16 protein-coding genes and 1 pseudogene are annotated in these 16,297 nt (G+C 73.3%); 8 read left to right on the top strand and 9 right to left on the bottom strand.

Features of this window, described 5'->3' with window-relative positions; all coding sequences use genetic code 11:
• Positions 1-64: 64 nt before the first annotated feature.
• The 6 genes and pseudogenes from ABZ570_RS21030 to ABZ570_RS21005 all read right to left on the bottom strand — a co-directional run bounded on the left by ABZ570_RS21030 (position 65) and on the right by ABZ570_RS21005 (position 5,973).
• A complete protein-coding gene (locus tag ABZ570_RS21030) occupies positions 65-550 on the bottom strand; it encodes a DUF1062 domain-containing protein (RefSeq protein ID WP_358065989.1) in 486 nt (161 codons plus the stop codon).
• A 511-nt stretch (positions 551-1,061) separates the two neighbouring features.
• The gene (locus ABZ570_RS21025) at positions 1,062-2,216 is read right to left on the bottom strand and encodes a serine hydrolase domain-containing protein (RefSeq protein WP_358066034.1); all 1,155 of its coding nucleotides are present in this window, start codon (positions 2,214-2,216) and stop codon (positions 1,062-1,064) included.
• A 264-nt stretch (positions 2,217-2,480) separates the two neighbouring features.
• A pseudogene (locus tag ABZ570_RS21020) lies at positions 2,481-2,879 on the bottom strand (NUDIX domain-containing protein); the annotation flags it as partial.
• A 524-nt stretch (positions 2,880-3,403) separates the two neighbouring features.
• Positions 3,404-4,264: an aminoglycoside phosphotransferase family protein gene (locus ABZ570_RS21015; RefSeq protein ID WP_358065986.1), complete on the bottom strand. Its 861-nt coding sequence runs from the start codon at positions 4,262-4,264 to the stop codon at positions 3,404-3,406.
• A gap of 207 nt (positions 4,265-4,471) precedes the next feature.
• Positions 4,472-4,960 carry a DUF1992 domain-containing protein gene (locus tag ABZ570_RS21010; RefSeq protein ID WP_358065983.1) on the bottom strand — a complete coding sequence of 163 codons (489 nt, stop codon included), beginning with the start codon at positions 4,958-4,960 and terminating at the stop codon, positions 4,472-4,474.
• Between the two features lie 416 nt (positions 4,961-5,376).
• A complete protein-coding gene (locus ABZ570_RS21005) occupies positions 5,377-5,973 on the bottom strand; it encodes a GNAT family N-acetyltransferase (RefSeq protein WP_358065980.1) in 597 nt (198 codons plus the stop codon).
• Here ABZ570_RS21005 and ABZ570_RS21000 point away from each other — a divergent pair.
• From ABZ570_RS21000 to ABZ570_RS20980, 5 genes are all read left to right on the top strand, one after another.
• On the top strand, positions 5,972-6,094 hold the full coding sequence (locus tag ABZ570_RS21000; RefSeq protein WP_358065977.1) for a hypothetical protein: 123 nt from the start codon (positions 5,972-5,974) through the stop codon (positions 6,092-6,094). The two genes, ABZ570_RS21005 and ABZ570_RS21000, sit on opposite strands and share 2 nt — an antisense overlap.
• 68 nt (positions 6,095-6,162) lie before the next feature.
• Complete coding sequence (locus ABZ570_RS20995; RefSeq protein WP_358065974.1) at positions 6,163-6,813, top strand: LysE family translocator; 651 nt, start codon at positions 6,163-6,165, stop codon at positions 6,811-6,813.
• Positions 6,814-7,026: 213 nt separating this feature from the next.
• Positions 7,027-8,241 (top strand): ROK family transcriptional regulator, encoded by a 1,215-nt coding sequence (locus tag ABZ570_RS20990; RefSeq protein WP_358065971.1) that lies wholly within the window; start codon positions 7,027-7,029, stop codon positions 8,239-8,241.
• Between the two features lie 249 nt (positions 8,242-8,490).
• Positions 8,491-9,672 carry a glycoside hydrolase family 3 N-terminal domain-containing protein gene (locus tag ABZ570_RS20985; protein WP_358065968.1) on the top strand — a complete coding sequence of 394 codons (1,182 nt, stop codon included), beginning with the start codon at positions 8,491-8,493 and terminating at the stop codon, positions 9,670-9,672.
• Between the two features lie 138 nt (positions 9,673-9,810).
• Positions 9,811-10,917 (top strand): glycoside hydrolase family 3 C-terminal domain-containing protein, encoded by a 1,107-nt coding sequence (locus tag ABZ570_RS20980; RefSeq protein ID WP_358065965.1) that lies wholly within the window; start codon positions 9,811-9,813, stop codon positions 10,915-10,917.
• Between the two features lie 290 nt (positions 10,918-11,207).
• Here ABZ570_RS20980 and ABZ570_RS20975 read toward each other — a convergent pair whose 3' ends face one another.
• Positions 11,208-11,717, bottom strand: coding sequence for an NUDIX domain-containing protein (locus ABZ570_RS20975; RefSeq protein WP_358065962.1), 510 nt, complete (start codon positions 11,715-11,717; stop codon positions 11,208-11,210).
• A 64-nt stretch (positions 11,718-11,781) separates the two neighbouring features.
• Between ABZ570_RS20975 and ABZ570_RS20970 the strand changes: the two genes are divergently transcribed.
• Both ABZ570_RS20970 and ABZ570_RS20965 read left to right on the top strand, forming a co-directional pair.
• The gene (locus tag ABZ570_RS20970) at positions 11,782-12,900 is read left to right on the top strand and encodes a hypothetical protein (RefSeq protein ID WP_358065959.1); all 1,119 of its coding nucleotides are present in this window, start codon (positions 11,782-11,784) and stop codon (positions 12,898-12,900) included.
• 161 nt (positions 12,901-13,061) lie between these two features.
• Complete coding sequence (locus tag ABZ570_RS20965; RefSeq protein ID WP_358065957.1) at positions 13,062-13,652, top strand: pyridoxamine 5'-phosphate oxidase family protein; 591 nt, start codon at positions 13,062-13,064, stop codon at positions 13,650-13,652.
• 13 nt (positions 13,653-13,665) lie between these two features.
• On the opposite strand, the gene ABZ570_RS20960 is transcribed toward ABZ570_RS20965, so the two are convergent.
• Positions 13,666-15,147 carry a peptide MFS transporter gene (locus ABZ570_RS20960; protein WP_358065954.1) on the bottom strand — a complete coding sequence of 494 codons (1,482 nt, stop codon included), beginning with the start codon at positions 15,145-15,147 and terminating at the stop codon, positions 13,666-13,668.
• 223 nt (positions 15,148-15,370) lie between these two features.
• Between ABZ570_RS20960 and ABZ570_RS20955 the strand changes: the two genes are divergently transcribed.
• Positions 15,371-15,712, top strand: coding sequence for an RNA polymerase-binding protein RbpA (locus tag ABZ570_RS20955; protein ID WP_091349210.1), 342 nt, complete (start codon positions 15,371-15,373; stop codon positions 15,710-15,712).
• Between the two features lie 59 nt (positions 15,713-15,771).
• Here ABZ570_RS20955 and ABZ570_RS20950 read toward each other — a convergent pair whose 3' ends face one another.
• Entirely contained in the window at positions 15,772-16,290 is a 519-nt protein-coding gene (locus tag ABZ570_RS20950; protein WP_358065951.1) for an FxsA family protein, read from the bottom strand.
• Between the last annotated feature and the right edge of the window lie 7 nt (positions 16,291-16,297).

Here is a 16,297-nt window from a genome sequence, read left to right as displayed (position 1 = left end):
AAGGGGCCAGGTGGCGGGGGGTGAAGCCGGGCGGGCCGGGGTGCCCGCCGCGGCTACATCCCCGCTAGTTCGCGGCCATCACGGTAAAGGTGAATCCGGTGCTCGTCGGACGGCGCAGCGGGATGTCGCACTTGATCCGGCGCAGTACCTCGTTCCTGCTGAGGCCGAGCCCGTGCGCGATGAGTCGTTCCGGGCGCACCGGTACCGGATCCTCGAAGACGACCTCCACCTGGACCGGCCACGCCCTCTCGAGCCATGCCGACGGGGTGTCCAGCCGCCAGGCCCCCGTCCAGTCGAGGGTGAAGCGGTTGCGCCGGGCGAGCAGCGGATCCAACAGCCTGGACGCCACCAGTTCCGGATCGTTGACGCCGTAGCCGTGGAGTTCGGCCGGATCGAAGGATTTGACCGGCGTTCGCTCGTGCACGGTGAGCTTGCTCGTCCGATCGCAGGATACACAGCGGACCAGCAGCCACACGTCCAGCAGCTTGCCGTTGGCGTTGACGCGGAACCGGCCCTCGCCGGTGGTGGCCGACTCCGACCGGCAGTCCACGCACCGCAACGACAGCAGAGGAAGCCTGGTCCGACGAACGACCCAGGGCAGCACGGTATGAGGTTGTGAAGACATGATCTCTCTAGACCTGATCTCTAGACCTGACACGAGGCCGATTGCGCGCGGCCTCAAACGCTGTATGACCAGGCGCACAAGGGCAGCCCGGCAGAACCGACGGGGAGCGTCGGCTACAGGTGAGCGGAAGAAGGTGTCAGGTCTAGAGAGCAGGCGGGGTCACGCGGTTTGTCCTCTGTCCTCGCGGCGACGGGCCGCAGGCAACCTACGGGAACGCGGAAGGAAGGCTCAAACGGTTTTCCGACCGAAACCAGTGCTACCGGGACCCCTCGGTGGCGAAGGCGCCCGGGCTGGGACCGCCGGGTGGCGGCCAGGGCCCGGCCGCCACCGATGTCAATGGGCGCGTCAACCAACACATGCCTCCGGTCGACGACGGCATGAAGATCCTCGCCGCCGCCGACCGGATGTATATCGAACTCCCGTCTTTCGATGACCGTCAGCCGCAGATCAGGTCGTCGAGCAGTGCCATTTCCCGCTGCATGACTGCCGGCGCACGGTCCGGGTCGGCCAGTACGGTGGCCAGGTAGAAGACCGTCGAGCGGTGCCCGTCCGGGGTGACCGCGTTGAGAGTGCTCATCCCGGGCATGTCGCCGAAGTGCGCCCAGTACCCGCCACACCGGTTGGGTAACCACATGATGCCCAGCCCGTAGGCGATGCCGGGCCGGATGTCCTGGACCGACTCGGCCAGCACGGTCTGGTGCAGCTCGGCCATCTGCCCCGGCCGCAATAGCTGGCCGCGCGCCACCGCCTGCCAGAAGCGGGCCAGGTCGGTGGTGGTGCTGACCAGGCCGCCGGCCGACGCCGCAACGGTCGGATTGAAGAGGGTCGTGTCGACCAGCGGCCCGCCCGGCACGAACTGCTGGTACCCCTCGGCGTGCGGCTGGGGCAGGGTCGGCCGGTCACCGGGGTAGAACGTATGGGTCAGGTGCAGCGGCATCAGGATCCGGGAGCGCACCTCGGTGTACCACGGGTGTCCGGTGACCCGTTCGATGAGCATCCCGACCAGGAGGTAGTTGGTGTTCGAGTAGCTCCAGTGCGTGCCGGCGGCGAACAGCGGCGGGTGCCGCATCGCCATCACCACGAGCTGCGCCTCGGTGTAGTGGTCGAAGCGGTGTGCCAGGAACTCGTCGGCCGACTGCAGCGCGACGAGGTCGTCGGTGGAGTCGTAGAGGCCGCTGGTGTGCTGCAGGATCTGGCGTACGGTGACGTGCCGGCCCTCGTTGCCGTTGCCGTTGACGACACCAGGCAGCCAGCGTTCGATCGGGTCGTCCAGCCCGATCCGGCCCTCGCCGACGAGTTGGAGCAGCACCACCGACACGAACGTCTTCGTGGCGCTGCCGATTCGGAAGTACCCGTCGACCGGCATCGGCGCGCCGGTGTCCAGGTCGGCCACGCCGCTGCGGGCCACGGTCACCCGGCCCCCGTCGCGGACCAGGCCCTGCGTCCCGGATACGCCGAGGCCGTGCAGATCGTCGAGGCCCTGCTGTAGCACCGTGGCCGTGGACCGGTGATCCAGGGCCGGCGGCGCGGCCGACCCGGCCCCACCGCCGACCGCCGCGGCCAGCATCACGCCAGCCGTCGCGGCCGCCACGACCCTCCGCCACCTCACCGCCCCCGGGACTGCGGAACGTGCGCTCACATCGAGGCTCCTTTCGGGAAAGCGACTGTGCGTCGACCGTACGAAGAGCTTCGATGCCCGCACCAGCCGGAAGACCCGAAACCGGACGTTGGGGCTAGCCCCACCACCCGACAAGAAGACCGCGTAGCCAGCGCGATACAACTGTTGACAGACCCATGTTCGGCAGCGGCTCGCAGAGCAATTCTGATCCTCGGCGGCGGCCGAACTCGTCGCCCATCGAAGGCGGGCGGTCTGGTGTAGGTGGTCGAAGATGATCTGGTCGACTGGCGAGACGCGGTGACGGTCGGCATGGGTAAGCCAGAGAATCTGCTCGATCTCGCCGGCCGGTTGCAGGGTGCCTCGGTAATCGGCGGTGTAGCAGGTCATCCGCACGATGGTGCCGTCGGGGTGCCCGTGGGCCTGGGCGTGGAAGGTGCCCACATGCGCGCGGCGCTGTCAGCAGCGATCGTGACGGTGAGCTCTTCCTGGGATATCGCGGATGAGGGTGTCGATGTCGCTTTCACCCGGTTCTCGCTTGCCGCCCGGAATGTAGAGACGTCCTTGCCGCGTGAGCGGGAACTGAGGATCGGCACCTTTCTCCAGCCGGATCCAGGCGATTTTGTCGATGGCGGTCACGGTGGTCTCCCTCGTAGCCGGCCCGTAGCAGGTTACGCAATCAGGCCAGGCGGACACTCGACCGATGCGTTGTCAAGGACGGGACCAGCGCTCGCGAGGGCGCCGACGTACGGCGTTGGCCGCGCCAGACTAAGTCCTTTACACAAGAACTGTCATTATGATGCAGTGCCGCTATGCCGGCTTTGTCCGGATAGATTGTTGGATTGCTATTAACGGTAATCCAATAATCCGTACGCACGTCGGACCGCAGACGAGGAAGGCCGGCAAAGCGCCGCCGTCAGCGCTGTCGCTTCGACGGCGAGATGGCGAGATGGCGAGCCGGGCTACGACGTGGCGAGGTGGTGCCGAGTTCTCATTCGATGTGGCGAGCGCCGAACCGAGGACCACGGCATCCAGGCGGGGCTGCCGTGCAGGGCGATTCCCAGCGGATCACCGACGCCGTGGGCGACGCGACGGCCAGCCGACGCCAGACCCCGTCTCGGCTGCGCGTACAGGCGCTCGACCAGGAGCACGGTCCTCCTGATTCAAGCCGATTCCGCGTACTCGGTGAGAACCTCGTCGATCACTCGTCTGGCCTCTACAGCCGCGGTATGGTCCCGCCGCAGCGCCCGGGCGTAGGTGACCAGCGCCTTCCACAGCGCCCAGCCCCGCCCACGGGCCCACGTCCCAGGGTCGACATCGAGCCTTGCGCGGAACGCTTCGCGGCTCGCCCCGGACAGAAGTGTCCAGGCGATCGCGACATCGCACGCGGGGTCACCGACACCGCAGGTCCCGAAGTCGATGACGGCAGCCAGCGCGCCGTCACGGACCAGAAGGTTCCCCGGGGCTACGTCGCCGTGGAACCACACCGGACGGCAATCCCAGGACGCCAGCAGCGCCAATTGCCAGATCTCCTCGACGGGATCCCTGGGTATCCGATCGTCGAGCGCCTCGATCGCCCGTTGCGTCTGGCGGTCGTAGACCTGCAGCGGCCCACCACGGAACCAGTTGTGCAGCCCCGGCTCGGGCCCGCCGGTGGGATCGATCTGTCGCAGCGCGACGAGGAAGGTGGCCAGGCTGTCCGCAAAATCGACCAGGTCGCCGATGGTGTCGATGCCGGCGGGATCGCCGTCGAGCCATTCATAGATGGACCAGTGGAAACCAAACCCTTCGTCGGGCTCGCCCTTCGCCAACGGCACAGGTATCCGCAGCGGCACCCGTGGCGCAAGTATCGGCAGCCATCGGTGTTCCTTGTCCACCGCCAAGGCATACTCCCCAGCGGTGGGCAGCCGTACGGACATACGGTCACCGAGATGAAAAGTCTGGTTGTCCCAACCACTGGTCGCAACAGGCCGCAAAGGCAGGTCGGCCCATCGCGGGAACTGCCTGGCTACCAGCCGTCTCACGACACTCACATCGACCAGCCGTCGATCTGGTACCGGGACGGTGTCCGGGTCAGAGGTCACGCGACAGCATCGCCAGGCGGCCGCCCGACGACAAACCGATTTTGCGCGCGGGCTCGTGCGAAGCGGACGGCCCGGAACACGGACGGGATCACCGATGTGACCGCATCCCTGCAGAAATTGCCGGCTGCGTCCTCGGGTGAGGGCCGGTCAGCGGCGGCGCCAGGGCAGGCGCCAGCGTCGCCGCCTGACGCGGACCGAAGCAGTGGCGGTGCCCGCGACGGCGGCGGTCGTGACACGCTCCGCGGCGGCCCGCTCCCGCTCCTCCCGCCAGCGTCGGACGGTCTCCTCGACGTTCACCGGGCGGACCGCCACCCGCGGCCCGCTCGGTGAACGCAGGAAGTCCACGATCTCCCGGTTCAGCGCGGCGACCACCGTTCGCACCGACTCCTCGGTCGGCAGGTCCCGCACCTCGCCGGGCAGCCGCTCCACCCGACGCCGCAGCTGCAGCGGGGTGGGCAACAGCAGGTCACCCGGGATCCGTTCCCGCTCCAGGAAGCTCTTGATCCACCACGACTCGTCGTAGGGCAGGTCGCGGCCCGGAATCGGCTTCCCGGCGCCGGGCAGGTTGTCGAACTCGCCGCGCTCCTGGGCCGAGCGGATCTGCGCCTCGACCGCCGCCTCCCAGCCAGTTGTCACCGCCGTCACCTCCCGCACCCACCGTATCCGCTGGTCCCGCCCAAGGTCAGCGCTCGGTGCCGACGGTCTGTTCCCCACGGCGCCCGGGGTGCGCCCCGGCGTACGTCTCCGGCCTGGGCCACGGGTGGCCCGTACCGTCAGCGCAGGGACCAGCGGCGGGGCGCGACTGGCCGATCGGCCTCGGCGCCGCGGTGGCGTGCCTGCCGGTGCTGCCGGCCCGCCGGCTTCCGGCGGGCATCCTGCGCGATCTGGCCGCGTTCATCCCGGATGTCCGACCACGGTGCGGCGGCTGTAGCGGGATCCGCGGGTGCCGCGCCGGGCGAAGGCCGCGTACCGTGTTCGCCCTGCTCCGGCTGGCAGGCCGATCGACCGTTGAGGGTTCGCCACGCCGCTGGCTCGCTGTCCGCCGAGCGGAGTTACCGGGTGTTCTTCCTGACCGCGTCGTGAACAGCCGCGGGTACGGGCCAGGGGCGGCAGCGGACGTGCCGGTGCCCGTCCCGCGGAAACGGGGGCCGGGCGGGCAGCACCTCCCGGAAGACGTACCCGCTCTTCTCCGCCACCCGACAGGAGGCCGGGTTGTCCACCTGGTGCAGCAGTTCGAGGCCGGTCAGTCCAGCAGCCGCGAAGCGGGCGAACGCCCACTTGCTGACCGCATCCACGGCACGGGGCGCGACGCCCCGCCCGCGGGCGGGTGCCGCCGTCCAGTAGCCCACCTCGGCGTACGGGCGTCCGGGGGTGACCTCCTTGAGCAGCACGTGCGCCACCAGCCGCTCCCCGTCGGGCGTCGGTTCCAGCACCGCGAAGCTGAACCGGCGATCGGCGGCCCAGCCCTGCTGGCTGCGGCGCAGGAACGCGCGGGCCTCGGCCGGCGTGGTCACCGGGTTCCGGGTCCAGCTCAACAGCACCGGATCCCGGTACGCGGCCAGCAGCGCGTCGGCGTCGCCGTCGCGCCACGGCCGCAGCAGCAGACCGGGCGCGGACGAGGTGGGCGGTGCGTGCAGCACGATCGACATGCCGGTAGTCTGGCCCGCCCCCGCCGCCCGGGGCGACCCCGCCGCCCGGCTGTGGCGGCTGCTCGACCGGCTGGCCGGTGGCATCCTGCTCGCCCTCGGCCTACGGTCCGCGCTGGCGTGACGTGCGTAACCGCCACAGCCGACCGGTGGGGCGTAGGGTCGGCGGCGGGACGAACCCGGGGAGGGCGCATGGTCACGGTCGGCGCGGTGGTGGGGATCGCCCTGGTGGCGCTGGGTCTGGTGCTCACGCCCGGCCCGAACATGGTCTACCTGGTCTCCCGGTCGGTCACTCAGGGCCGACGGGCCGGGCTGGTCTCGCTGCTCGGGGTGGCCGTCGGCTTCCTCGTCTACCTGGCCGCGGCGGTCGCCGGGATCGCGACGGTCTTCGTGCTGGTGCCCGCACTGTACGTGGCGGTGAAGCTGGCCGGGGCGGCGTACCTGCTCTGGCTGGCCTGGCGCACCCTGCGCCCCGGCGGCCACTCCGCGTTCACCCCGGCGCCGCTGCCGCCGGACCGCCCCCGGCGGCTGTTCACCATGGGCCTGGTCACGAACCTGCTCAACCCGAAGATCGCCATCCTCTACGTGTCGCTGCTGCCGCAGTTCATCGACCCGGCGCGCGGGCACGTGGCGGTGCAGAGCCTGCTGCTGGGGCTCACCCAGATCGGCATCGCGCTGACGGTGAACGGGCTGATCGTGCTCACCGCCGGCGCGGTGTCGGCGTTCCTGACCCGGCGGCCGGCGTGGGCGCGGGTACAGCGGTACGTGATGGGCAGCGTGCTGGCCGGCCTGGCGGTCCGCATCGCCGCCGACCGGTCCCGCGCCGCCGTCGCCACCCCCTGACCGGTCGCTGCCCCGCCCGCCTCGCGTCGACTCGGCCGGCGGCACCCAGCCGGTGTCGGCGCCCTGTCAGACCGGCAGCTCGCGCAGCACCGCCACGCCGCCGGGCGGCACGGTCACCGCCCGAGCGCTCGATCCGGGCCGACCGCGGCGGTAGGCGATGATGGTGCCCGTGCCACCCGGGCCGGTGGCGTCGGCGCAGGAGGCGGGCAGTTCGTGATCAGCATCCCCACCCCACCCCAGCCCACCGACCTCGGCGACGTCCGGGTGGCCAACCGGGCCGTGGTCCTGCGCCACGTCCGCCTGCACGCCCCCTGCTCCCGGGCCGACATCGCCGCGCACACCGGGCTCAACAAGGCCACCGTGTCCAGCCTGGTCGCCGAACTGCTCGAGCGGCGGCTGGTGCGTGAGACCGGCCTCACCGAGAACCGGGTGGGGCGGCCGGCCACCATGCTCGTCCTCGACGGCGAGCCCTACGCCGGGCTCGGCCTGCAGATCGGCGCCGACGAACTCGTGGTGGTCGCCGCCGACCTGGGCGGCAACCGCCTGCTCACCTGGCGGCGCGCCTTCGCCGCGCCGGCCGTCGCGCCGGAGGAGACCGTCCGGGCGCTCGCCGCGCTGGCCCACCGGGCGGTCACCCGGGTCACCGCGCAGGGCCGCCGCGTGCTCGGCCTCGTCGTGGGCGTGCCCGGGCTGGTGGCCACCGACGGCGCGGTCCCGCTGGCGCCGGCGCTGGGCTGGCGGGACGTGCCGCTCGCCGCCGAACTGCGCCGCGCGCTGCGGGAGCCGGGCTTCACCGTCGGCGTCGACACCGACGCCAACCTCGCCGTCCTGGCCGAGCAGCGACACGGCGCGTACGCCGGGACGGCCGACCTGGTGCACCTGACCGGCGGCATCGCCCCCGGCGCCGGGGTGATCAGCGGCGGCCGGCTCCTGCGCGGTGGTCGCGGCTTCGCCGGCGAGATCGGCCACGTGCCGCTGGACCCGGCCGGCCCGGCCTGCGTGTGCGGGCGGGCCGGCTGCCTCGCGGCGTTCGTCGGGGTGGACGCCGTGGTCCGGCGGGTGCTCCCGGACGCGGAGCAGGACGGCCCGGTCACCGACTACCTGCCGGAACTCGACCGTCTCCAGGCCCTCGCCCGCTCCGGCGACGAGGCCGTCCTGACCGGACTCGCCGAGATCGGCCGGCGGCTCGGCCACGGAGCGTCCATCCTGGCCAACCTGCTCGACCCACAGGTGGTCGTGGTCGGCGGCCACCTCGCGGCGCTGGCGTCCTGGCTGCTGCCCCCGGCCCGGGCCGAGTTGACCGCCCGTACCCTCGCCGCCGGCGGATGCCGGCTGGAGGCCAGCGCCCTCGGCACCGCGGCCACCGCGCTCGGCGGCGCCACCGCCGCGCTGGCCACCGTGGAGGCCGGCCGGCTACCGGCCGCCTGACCTCGGCGGGCAGCCCCGGTACCCACCGGGCCTTGACCGGTCGGTGCCGTGCTGCCAACCTCGATACCGCCTCCCCGTCACAAGGGCAGCCGGGGCGGCATCTCTTTCCGCGGTCGTCGAAGCGCTTCACCAGCGTCCGGGCCGACCACCGCGCTCCCATCCGCACGATCAGGCGCCGCCGCTCGTCACGGCGGTCGTCGAAGCGCTTCGAGACGTCGGTCGCCCCGACGCCCACGGAAGGCACCCGCCGTGACCGACCGCATCCCCCACCGCCTCGACGACCTGCTGGCCCGGCTCACCCTGCCCGAGAAGCTCGGCCTGCTGCACCAGTGGCAGGCCCCGGTGCCCCGGCTCGGCCTGCCGGCCTTCCGGACCGGCACGGAGGCGCTGCACGGCGTCGCCTGGCTCGGGCCCGCGACCGTCTTCCCCCAGGTGGTCGGGCTGGCCGCCACCTGGAACCCCGACCTGATCCGAGCCGTGGGCGCCGCCGTCGGCGACGAGGTCCGCGCCAAGCACCACGCCGACCCCGCCCGGGTCGGCCTCAACGTGTGGGCGCCGGTGGTGAACCCGCTGCGCGACCCGCGGTGGGGACGCAACGAGGAGGGCTGGTCCGAGGACCCGTGGCTGACCGGCCGACTGGCCACCGCGTACGCCCAGGGGCTTCGCGGCGACCACCCGACCCGGTTACGCACCGCGCCGACCCTCAAGCACTTCCTCTGCTACAACGACGAGACCGACCGGGCCACCACCTCCAGCAACCTGCCACCCCGGGTGCTGCACGAGTACGAGCTGCCCGCCTTCCGAGCACCCGTCGAAGCCGGCGCGGCGGTGGCGGTGATGGCCTCCTACAACCTGGTCAACGGCGTGCCGGCGCACCTGAGCCCGCTCATCGCCGGCGAGCTGCGCGGCTGGACCGACGACGAGATCATGGTGGTCGGCGACGCCGCGGCGGTCGGCAACATCGCCGATGTGCAGGCCCACCTGCCCGACCACGTCGCAGGCTTCGCCGCCGCGCTGCACGCCGGCGTCGACAGCTTCACCGAGGACGAAGCGCGCCGACCGTCGCCCGGCTGGCCGAGGCGCTGCGCCGCGGCCTGGTCACCGAGGCCGACGTGGACCGCGCGGTACGCCGGATCCTCGGCGTACGGCTACGCCTGGGCGACCTGGACCCACCGGACGAGGACCCGTACGCCGACGTGCCGCCGGACGTGGTCGCCTGCCCGGCACACCGGCGACTGGCCCGCGAGGCGGCCCGCCAGGCGGTCGTGCTGCTGCGCAACGACGGGCTGCTCCCCCTGTCCCCCGCCACGGCACCCCGGGTGGCGGTGCTCGGCCCGCTCGCCGACACCGTCCACCTCGACCGGTACAGCGGCACCCCGCCGTACGCGGTCAGCGTGTACGGCGGCCTGGCCGGGCGGCTGCCCGAGGTGACCACCCACCTGGGCACGGACCGGATCGCGCTGCGCCTCGGCGACCGCTACGTGCGCTGCCCGGACACCCCCGACGGCGGCCCGCTGACCCTGGCCGCCGCGCCCACCGGGTTCGACGTGCACCACTGGGCGCCGGGACGTGGTGACGCTGCGCGCGGTCGGCAACGGCCGGCACGTCGGTGCCGACGACACCGGCACGCTGGTCAACGACCGCCCCGGCCCGGGCGGCTGGGTGGTCCGGGAGACGTTCCGCCTCCACCACCGTGCCGACGGCACCGCGCTGCTGCACCATCTCGCCACCGACCGGTACGTCACCGTCGACACCGAGGGCCGGCTGGCCGCCGGGGCGGGTCTCGCCGACGCCGCCGCGTTCGCCGTGGACCTGCTCGCCGACGGGGCCGCCGCGCTGGCCGCCGCCGCGGACGTGGCCGTGGTGGCGCTCGGCAACCACCCGATGGTGGGCGGCCGCGAGACCGAGGACCGGGTCGACCTGGCCCTGCCGGGTGGGCAGGAGGCGCTGCTGCGTGCGGTGCACGCCGCCAACCCGCGGACCGTGCTGGTGGTGACCAGCAGCTACCCGTACGCGGTCGGCTGGGCGCAGCAGCACCTGCCGGCGGTGCTGTGGAGCTGCCACGGCGGCCAGGAGCACGGGAACGCCCTCGCGGACGTGCTGCTCGGCGACGCCGACCCGGCCGGCCGGCTCACCCAGACCTGGTACGGCGACACCGCCGACCTGCCCGACCTGCTCGACTACGACATCATCGGGGCCGACGCCACCTACCTGTACCACCGGGGCGAGCCGCTGTACCCGTTCGGGCACGGTCTCAGCTACACCCGCTTCGGCTATGCCGACCTGCGGTTGAGCGCCGCCGAGGTGATCGCCGGCGAGCAGGTCGAGGTGAGCGTCGCGGTCACCAACACCGGCGACCGGCCGGGCACCGAGGTGGTGCAGCTCTACACCCGGCAGCGGCGCTCCCGGGTCAAGCAGCCGCTGCGGCAGCTGCGCGACTTCACCCGGGTCAGCCTGGCGCCCGGGCAGCGCGCCACGGTCACGCTGCGGCTGCGTACCGCCGAGCTGGCCTGGTGGGACGAGGCGCGGGGCGCCCCGGTGGTGGAGGACGCCACCCACACCGTGCTGGTCGGCCGCTCCGCGCGGGACATCCGGCTGGCCGGCGCCCTCACCGTCACCGGCGGGGCCGGCGCCGCCCCGCCGGTCGTGGTGGACCGGTGCGGGGTGGGCCGGTGACCGGCGCGCGGGGTCGGGGCCGCGGCGCCGGCGGTCAGGTCACCGGCCGCGTTGAGGGTGCCCCGCCAGGGGCCGGACGTCGCCGACGTCGCCCGGCACGCCGGGGTCGCCGCCAGCACCGTCTCGCGTACGTCCTCAGCGGCCAGCGGGTGATCTCCGCGGTGACCCGCGACCGGGTCCTGGCCGCCGTCCGGGCGCTCGGCTGCGGGAGGAACCGGTGCCGGAGGTGACCCTGCTCGCACCGCGGCTGACCGTGCGGGACAGTACCGCCGCCCCCGCCTCGGGCCCGGTCAGAGGTTGTCGGGCTGGGTGAGCGCGGGGTGGCGCCGGCCCGGGGCGGCGTACCAGGCGGTGAGCTCCTCGCGCAGCGCGGTGTCGATCCGCAGCCGCGACCAGTCGTCCAGCTCGGGCAGGTCGTCCGGGTCGAACCAGCCGACCGCGACGGACTCGTCCCCGTCGGCGGTGGCTGCCCCGCCGGCCGCCCGGCAGCGGAACCAGACGTTGAGGTACTCGCAGGTGTCGCCGTTGGGATAGAGCACCGGATGGGTGGCCACCCCAGCGACCCGCTCGATCAGCACCCGCACCCCGGTCTCCTCGTACACCTCGCGCAGCAGCGCGTCGGCCGGCTGCTCACCCGGGTCGACCATCCCGGCGGGCAGCGACCAGCGCCCGTTGTCACCGCGGCGGGCCAGCAACAGCCGCCCGGCGTCGTCGGTCACCACCGCGCTGACCCCGTACAGCATGAGCAGGTCGTGTCCGATGTGCCGGCGCAGCCGGGCCACGTACGGCGAGACAGGCATGGCCGGAAACCTACTCGACGCGCGGGCGTGACCCGTCGTGGCCGGCCGTTAGACTTCGCCCCCGATGGACGCTCAGCCCACCCCCGAGACCCGCCCCTGCGCCCACTGTGGGCGCGACGTGCCGCAGCGCGCGGGCGCCGGCCGGCCGTTCCGCTACTGCCGGGACAACGACGGGGCCTGCCAGCGGGCGTCACGCAACTCGCGGATGCGCCACCGTAACGCCCCCGGGTTGCCCGGCCAGGTGGCCCGCGCCTGGGAGGCGGTGGACCGGCTCGACCAGATCGTGGCGACCCTGACCGAGGCGCTGCACGCCGAGCTGTCCCCGGCCGGGGTGGAGCGGCAGGTCGCCCAGGTCCGCGCCGATGCGGCCGCCCAGGTCGCGGCCGCGCACACCGAACGGGACGAGGCCCGCCGCGACGCCGAGGACGCCGCCGCGACGGCCGCCCGCTCCCGGCAGGACGCCCAGGCGGCGGCCGTCGAGCGGGACACGGCGCGGCAGCGGGCCGAGCGGGCCGAGGCGGAGGCCGCCCAGGCCGGCGAGCGGGCGCGGGACGCCGAGGCGGCCCGGGAGGCCGCCCGCGGGGAGGCCAGCGCCGCGCAGGCGCTGCGGGTGCAGGCCGAACGGGACCGCGACGCCGCCCGCCACGAGTTGTCCACGGTGCGGGCGGAGCTCGACGCCGAGCGGCGGCGGGTGGCCGACCTGGCGGCCGAGCGGGACGCGGCCCGCGCCGACGCCGAGCGGGCCACCCGTACGGCCGGCGAGGCGGCGGAACGCGCCGAGCGGCTGCACGCCGAGGCCGACCGGTCCCGCGCCGACGCCGACACGGCCCGGACGGCGGCCGAGCGGGCACGCGCGGAGACCGCCGAGGCGCGGCGGGCCGAGCGGGAGGCGCGGATGACCGCGGAGCGGGCCGAGGCCGCCCGGACGGAGGCCGTCGCGGCGGCCGTGGCGGCGCGGGAGGAGGCGGCGACCCGCGCCGGCGAGCGGGACGCCCTCGTCGCGGACCTGGTGGCCGTGCGGGAGGCCGCCGACACCGCCGAGGCCCGGCTGGCCCAGCTGACGGTACGCCTGGCCGCCGCCGAGGCCGACCGCGACGCGGCCCAGCGCCGGGCCGCCCAACTCGCCGACCAGGTCAGCGACCTGGCCACGGCGCTGGCCCGGCTCGGCACCCGGGCCGGCTGACCCGCATCCGGCCACCGCCACCGGGCCGTCGACTGCGGTCCCGGAATCGCCCTCGGAGTCCGCGCCGCGCTGCCCCTGAACGCCGGCGTGATCACCGGGTGGCCCGCCGAGGAGTGGGACGGGGCGGCGGCGCACCTGGCGCGGCGGGGATGATCCGGGGCGTGGGAAAGACGTACGAACGCATCGACGGCCGGCTGCGCACCTTCATCGAGGCGCAGCCGATGTTCTTCACCGCCACCGCCCCCCTCGCCGGCGACGGCACGGTCAACCTCTCCCCCAAGGGCCTGCGCGGCTCGTTCGCCGTGCTCGACGAGCGCACCGTCGCCTACCTGGACTTCGCCGGCAGTAACGCCGAGACCATCGCCCACCTGCGGGAGAACGGGCGCATCACGCTGATGTGGTGCGCGTTCTCCGGGCCGCCGAACATCGTGCGGGTGCACGGGCGCGGCGAGCCGGTGTTCCGCGACGATCCCCGCTGGCCCGACCTGCTGCGCCACTTCCCCGACATCGATTCGAGCAGCCACGGGCTGCGGGCCATCATCGTGGTCCACGCCACGCTGATCCGTGACACCTGCGGGTACGCGGTGCCGCTGATGACCTATGACGCGGATCGCGACCTGCACGGCAGGCGGTTCGCCCGGGAGGACGACGCGTCGCTGAGCGCGTACTTCGCCGGCAAGGAGCACGTGGCGACCAGCATCGACGGGCTGCCCGGCCTGCCCCTGCCGTTGCCGCCCACCCCGGCGGGGTGACCGTGGGCGCCGGTCAGTGGATGCCGGCCATCAGTGCCCGGATGTGCCGGGCGAACAGCACCGCGCTCAGTCCCAGCACCACCGACGCCAACCCGAAGGTGAGGAAGTAGACCGTCTGCGACCAGGCCCCGGCCAGCCGGGCCACCTGGCCACCGATCGCGTCACCGACGGCGGAGGCGAGGAACCACAGGCCCATCATCTGGCTGGCGTACTTGACCGGCGCCAGCTTCGTGGTGGCCGACAGCCCCACCGGGCTCAGCGACAGCTCACCGGCGACCTGGATCGCGTACACCGCGACCAGCCACCACGGCGAGACCAGCCGGCCACCGACGGCGGCCTGCGCGGCGGCGGCCATCAGCACGAACGACAGGCCGTTGAGGACCAGACCGACGGCGAACTTCATCGGGGTGGACACCCGGTGGCCCAGTTTCAGCCACGCCCAGGCGGCCAGCGGCGCCCCGATGATGATCAGGATCGGGTTCACCGACTGCAGCCACGACGCCGGGAAGGTGAAACCGAGCGCTTCCCGGTTGGTCTTGTCGGCGGCGAAGATGTTCAGCACCGACCCGGCCTGGTCGTAGATCAGCCAGAACGCGGCGGCGAAGACGAACAGCCACAGGTACGCCTTCATCCGGCTGCGTTCGGTGGTGCTGATCTCCCGGTCGGTCAGGATCCGGGCGAAGTAGCCGACGGCCACCAGCACGGTGACCGCGGTGAGCAGGTTGACCACGGTGTTGACGGTGAACAGCCCGGCCAGGGCGAGCGCCGCCAGCACCGCCAGCGCCACCACGACGACCACGCCGGCGCGGGTCAGGGCCCGTCGCCGGTCCGCCCCGAGCAGCGGGTCGGCCGGCCGAGCGCCGGCGTCGCCCAGGTTGCGGCCCCCGATGACGTACTGCACCACGCCGAAGGTCATGCCGATCGCGGCCGCACCGAACCCCAGATGCCAGTTGATCTTCTCGCCGAGGAAGCCGGTGACCAGTGGGGCGATGAACCCGCCCAGGTTGATGCCCATGTAGAAGATCGAGAACCCGGCGTCGCGGCGCGGGGAGTCCCGGTCGTACAGGTCGCCGACCATGGCGGAGATGTTGGGTTTGAGCAGGCCCGTACCGAGCACGATCAGGGTCATCCCGGCGAACACGCTCCACCGGGTCGGCACCGCCATCACGTAGTGGCCGGCGGCGATGACCACGCCGCCCCACAGCACGCTGCGTCGGGCACCGATGAGCCGGTCGGCGACCCAGCCGCCGGGCAGCGCCATCAGGTACACCATCGCGTTGTAGGTGCCGTAGACGGCGTTGGCGGTGGACTCGCCGATGGCCAGACCGCCGTCGGCGACGGCCGCGGTCAGGTAGAGGACCAGGATGGCCCGCATGCCGTAGAAGCTGAACCGCTCCCACATCTCGGTGAGGAACAGCGTCGACAGCGCCCGCGGATGACCGAAGAAGGTCTTCCCGCCGGGCGGTCTCGCCTCGACCGGCATGTCGCTGCTCATCGTCACCTCCGGCACTCTCTGGGTGGTTAACATCCCCAGTGGCAGCCGAAACACTCCACCCATTCGACCCGGCCGGGGACGACCCCGCCGGGCGGCTGGCATGGCCGGCTACCCTTGCAGGGTTCCGACCCGCGCGGATCGTGCCGGCGTGGGCGGGAATGGCCCGGCGGGGACGGACCGTTACACCGAGAAGACCAGCACCACGAACGAGGGGAAGTCGATCATGGGCGAGCGCATGCTGCGCGGAAGCCGCCTTGGCGCGGTCAGCTACGAATCCGACCGCAACACGGAGCTCGCGCCGCGTCAGACCCGCGAGTACCTCTGCGCCAAGGGCCACCAGTTCGAGGTGCCGTTCGCCGTCGACGCCGAGGTCCCGACGACCTGGGAGTGCAAGTTCGACGGCAGCGTCGCCCGGCTGGTCGACGGCAGCGAGCCGGAGCAGAAGAAGGCGAAGCCGCCGCGTACCCACTGGGACATGCTGCTGGAGCGGCGCTCCATCGCCGAACTGGAGGACATCCTCGCCGAGCGGCTCCAGGAGGTCCGCGCCCGCCGCGGTCGCGCCTGAGCACACGAAACGACCGAAGCGCCCCCGGGATCACCCCGGGGGCGCTTCGTCACGTTCAGTCAGGGCCGCCGCGGTTCGACGATCTCGCCCTCGATGGCCGGGCCCGGCTCGGCGGCCGGCTGCTGCGGGGCCGCCGGCGGCGGCTGCGGGGCACCCCGGCGCACCCGGACCCGGCGCGGGCCGAACAGGTCACCGGCGACCATCGACGACACCCGGCGCTCCGCGGCACGTTGCGCGCCGCCGCGAGCCAGCCGCCGCACCGGCGGCACCAGCAGCAGCAGCCCCACCGCGCCGGTGATCAGGCCGGGCAGCGCCAGCAGCAGCGCACCCGCCAACCCGACCAGGCCGTCGGTGACCTGCTGCCCCGGCGGCTGCCCGGACTCCGCGGCGGCGCGGAACCCCCGCCAGGCGCGCATCCCCTCCCGGCGCAGCAGCACCAGACCGAGCAGGGACGCCGCGAACACCAGCAGCAGCGCCGCGCCGAAGCCGATGCCCCGGCCCACCAGGACGAACACGGTCAGCTCCAGCACCGCGAGCAGCAGCAGGGCCGGCGGTACGTACCTCAGTCCTCGGCGCATCTCACCT

Origin of the sequence: Micromonospora sp. NPDC007271 (assembly GCF_040634005.1) — a bacterium.
Lineage (GTDB): Bacteria > Actinomycetota > Actinomycetes > Mycobacteriales > Micromonosporaceae > Micromonospora.
This window is presented reverse-complemented; position numbering and strand designations above follow the sequence as displayed.

What these genes read in the sequence shown, in the direction of transcription:
- ABZ570_RS21000 (WP_358065977.1), top strand. Translation starts at nt 5,972, where the DNA reads ATGCCGGTAGTCTGGCCCGCCCCCGCCGCCCGGGGCGACCCCGCCGCC.
- ABZ570_RS21005 (WP_358065980.1), bottom strand. Translation starts at nt 5,973, where the DNA reads ATGTCGATCGTGCTGCACGCACCGCCCACCTCGTCCGCGCCCGGTCTG.
- ABZ570_RS20995 (WP_358065974.1), top strand. Translation starts at nt 6,163, where the DNA reads ATGGTCACGGTCGGCGCGGTGGTGGGGATCGCCCTGGTGGCGCTGGGT.
- ABZ570_RS20975 (WP_358065962.1), bottom strand. Translation starts at nt 11,717, where the DNA reads ATGCCTGTCTCGCCGTACGTGGCCCGGCTGCGCCGGCACATCGGACAC.
- ABZ570_RS20970 (WP_358065959.1), top strand. Translation starts at nt 11,782, where the DNA reads ATGGACGCTCAGCCCACCCCCGAGACCCGCCCCTGCGCCCACTGTGGG.
- ABZ570_RS20960 (WP_358065954.1), bottom strand. Translation starts at nt 15,147, where the DNA reads ATGAGCAGCGACATGCCGGTCGAGGCGAGACCGCCCGGCGGGAAGACC.
- ABZ570_RS20955 (WP_091349210.1), top strand. Translation starts at nt 15,371, where the DNA reads ATGGGCGAGCGCATGCTGCGCGGAAGCCGCCTTGGCGCGGTCAGCTAC.
- ABZ570_RS20950 (WP_358065951.1), bottom strand. Translation starts at nt 16,290, where the DNA reads ATGCGCCGAGGACTGAGGTACGTACCGCCGGCCCTGCTGCTGCTCGCG.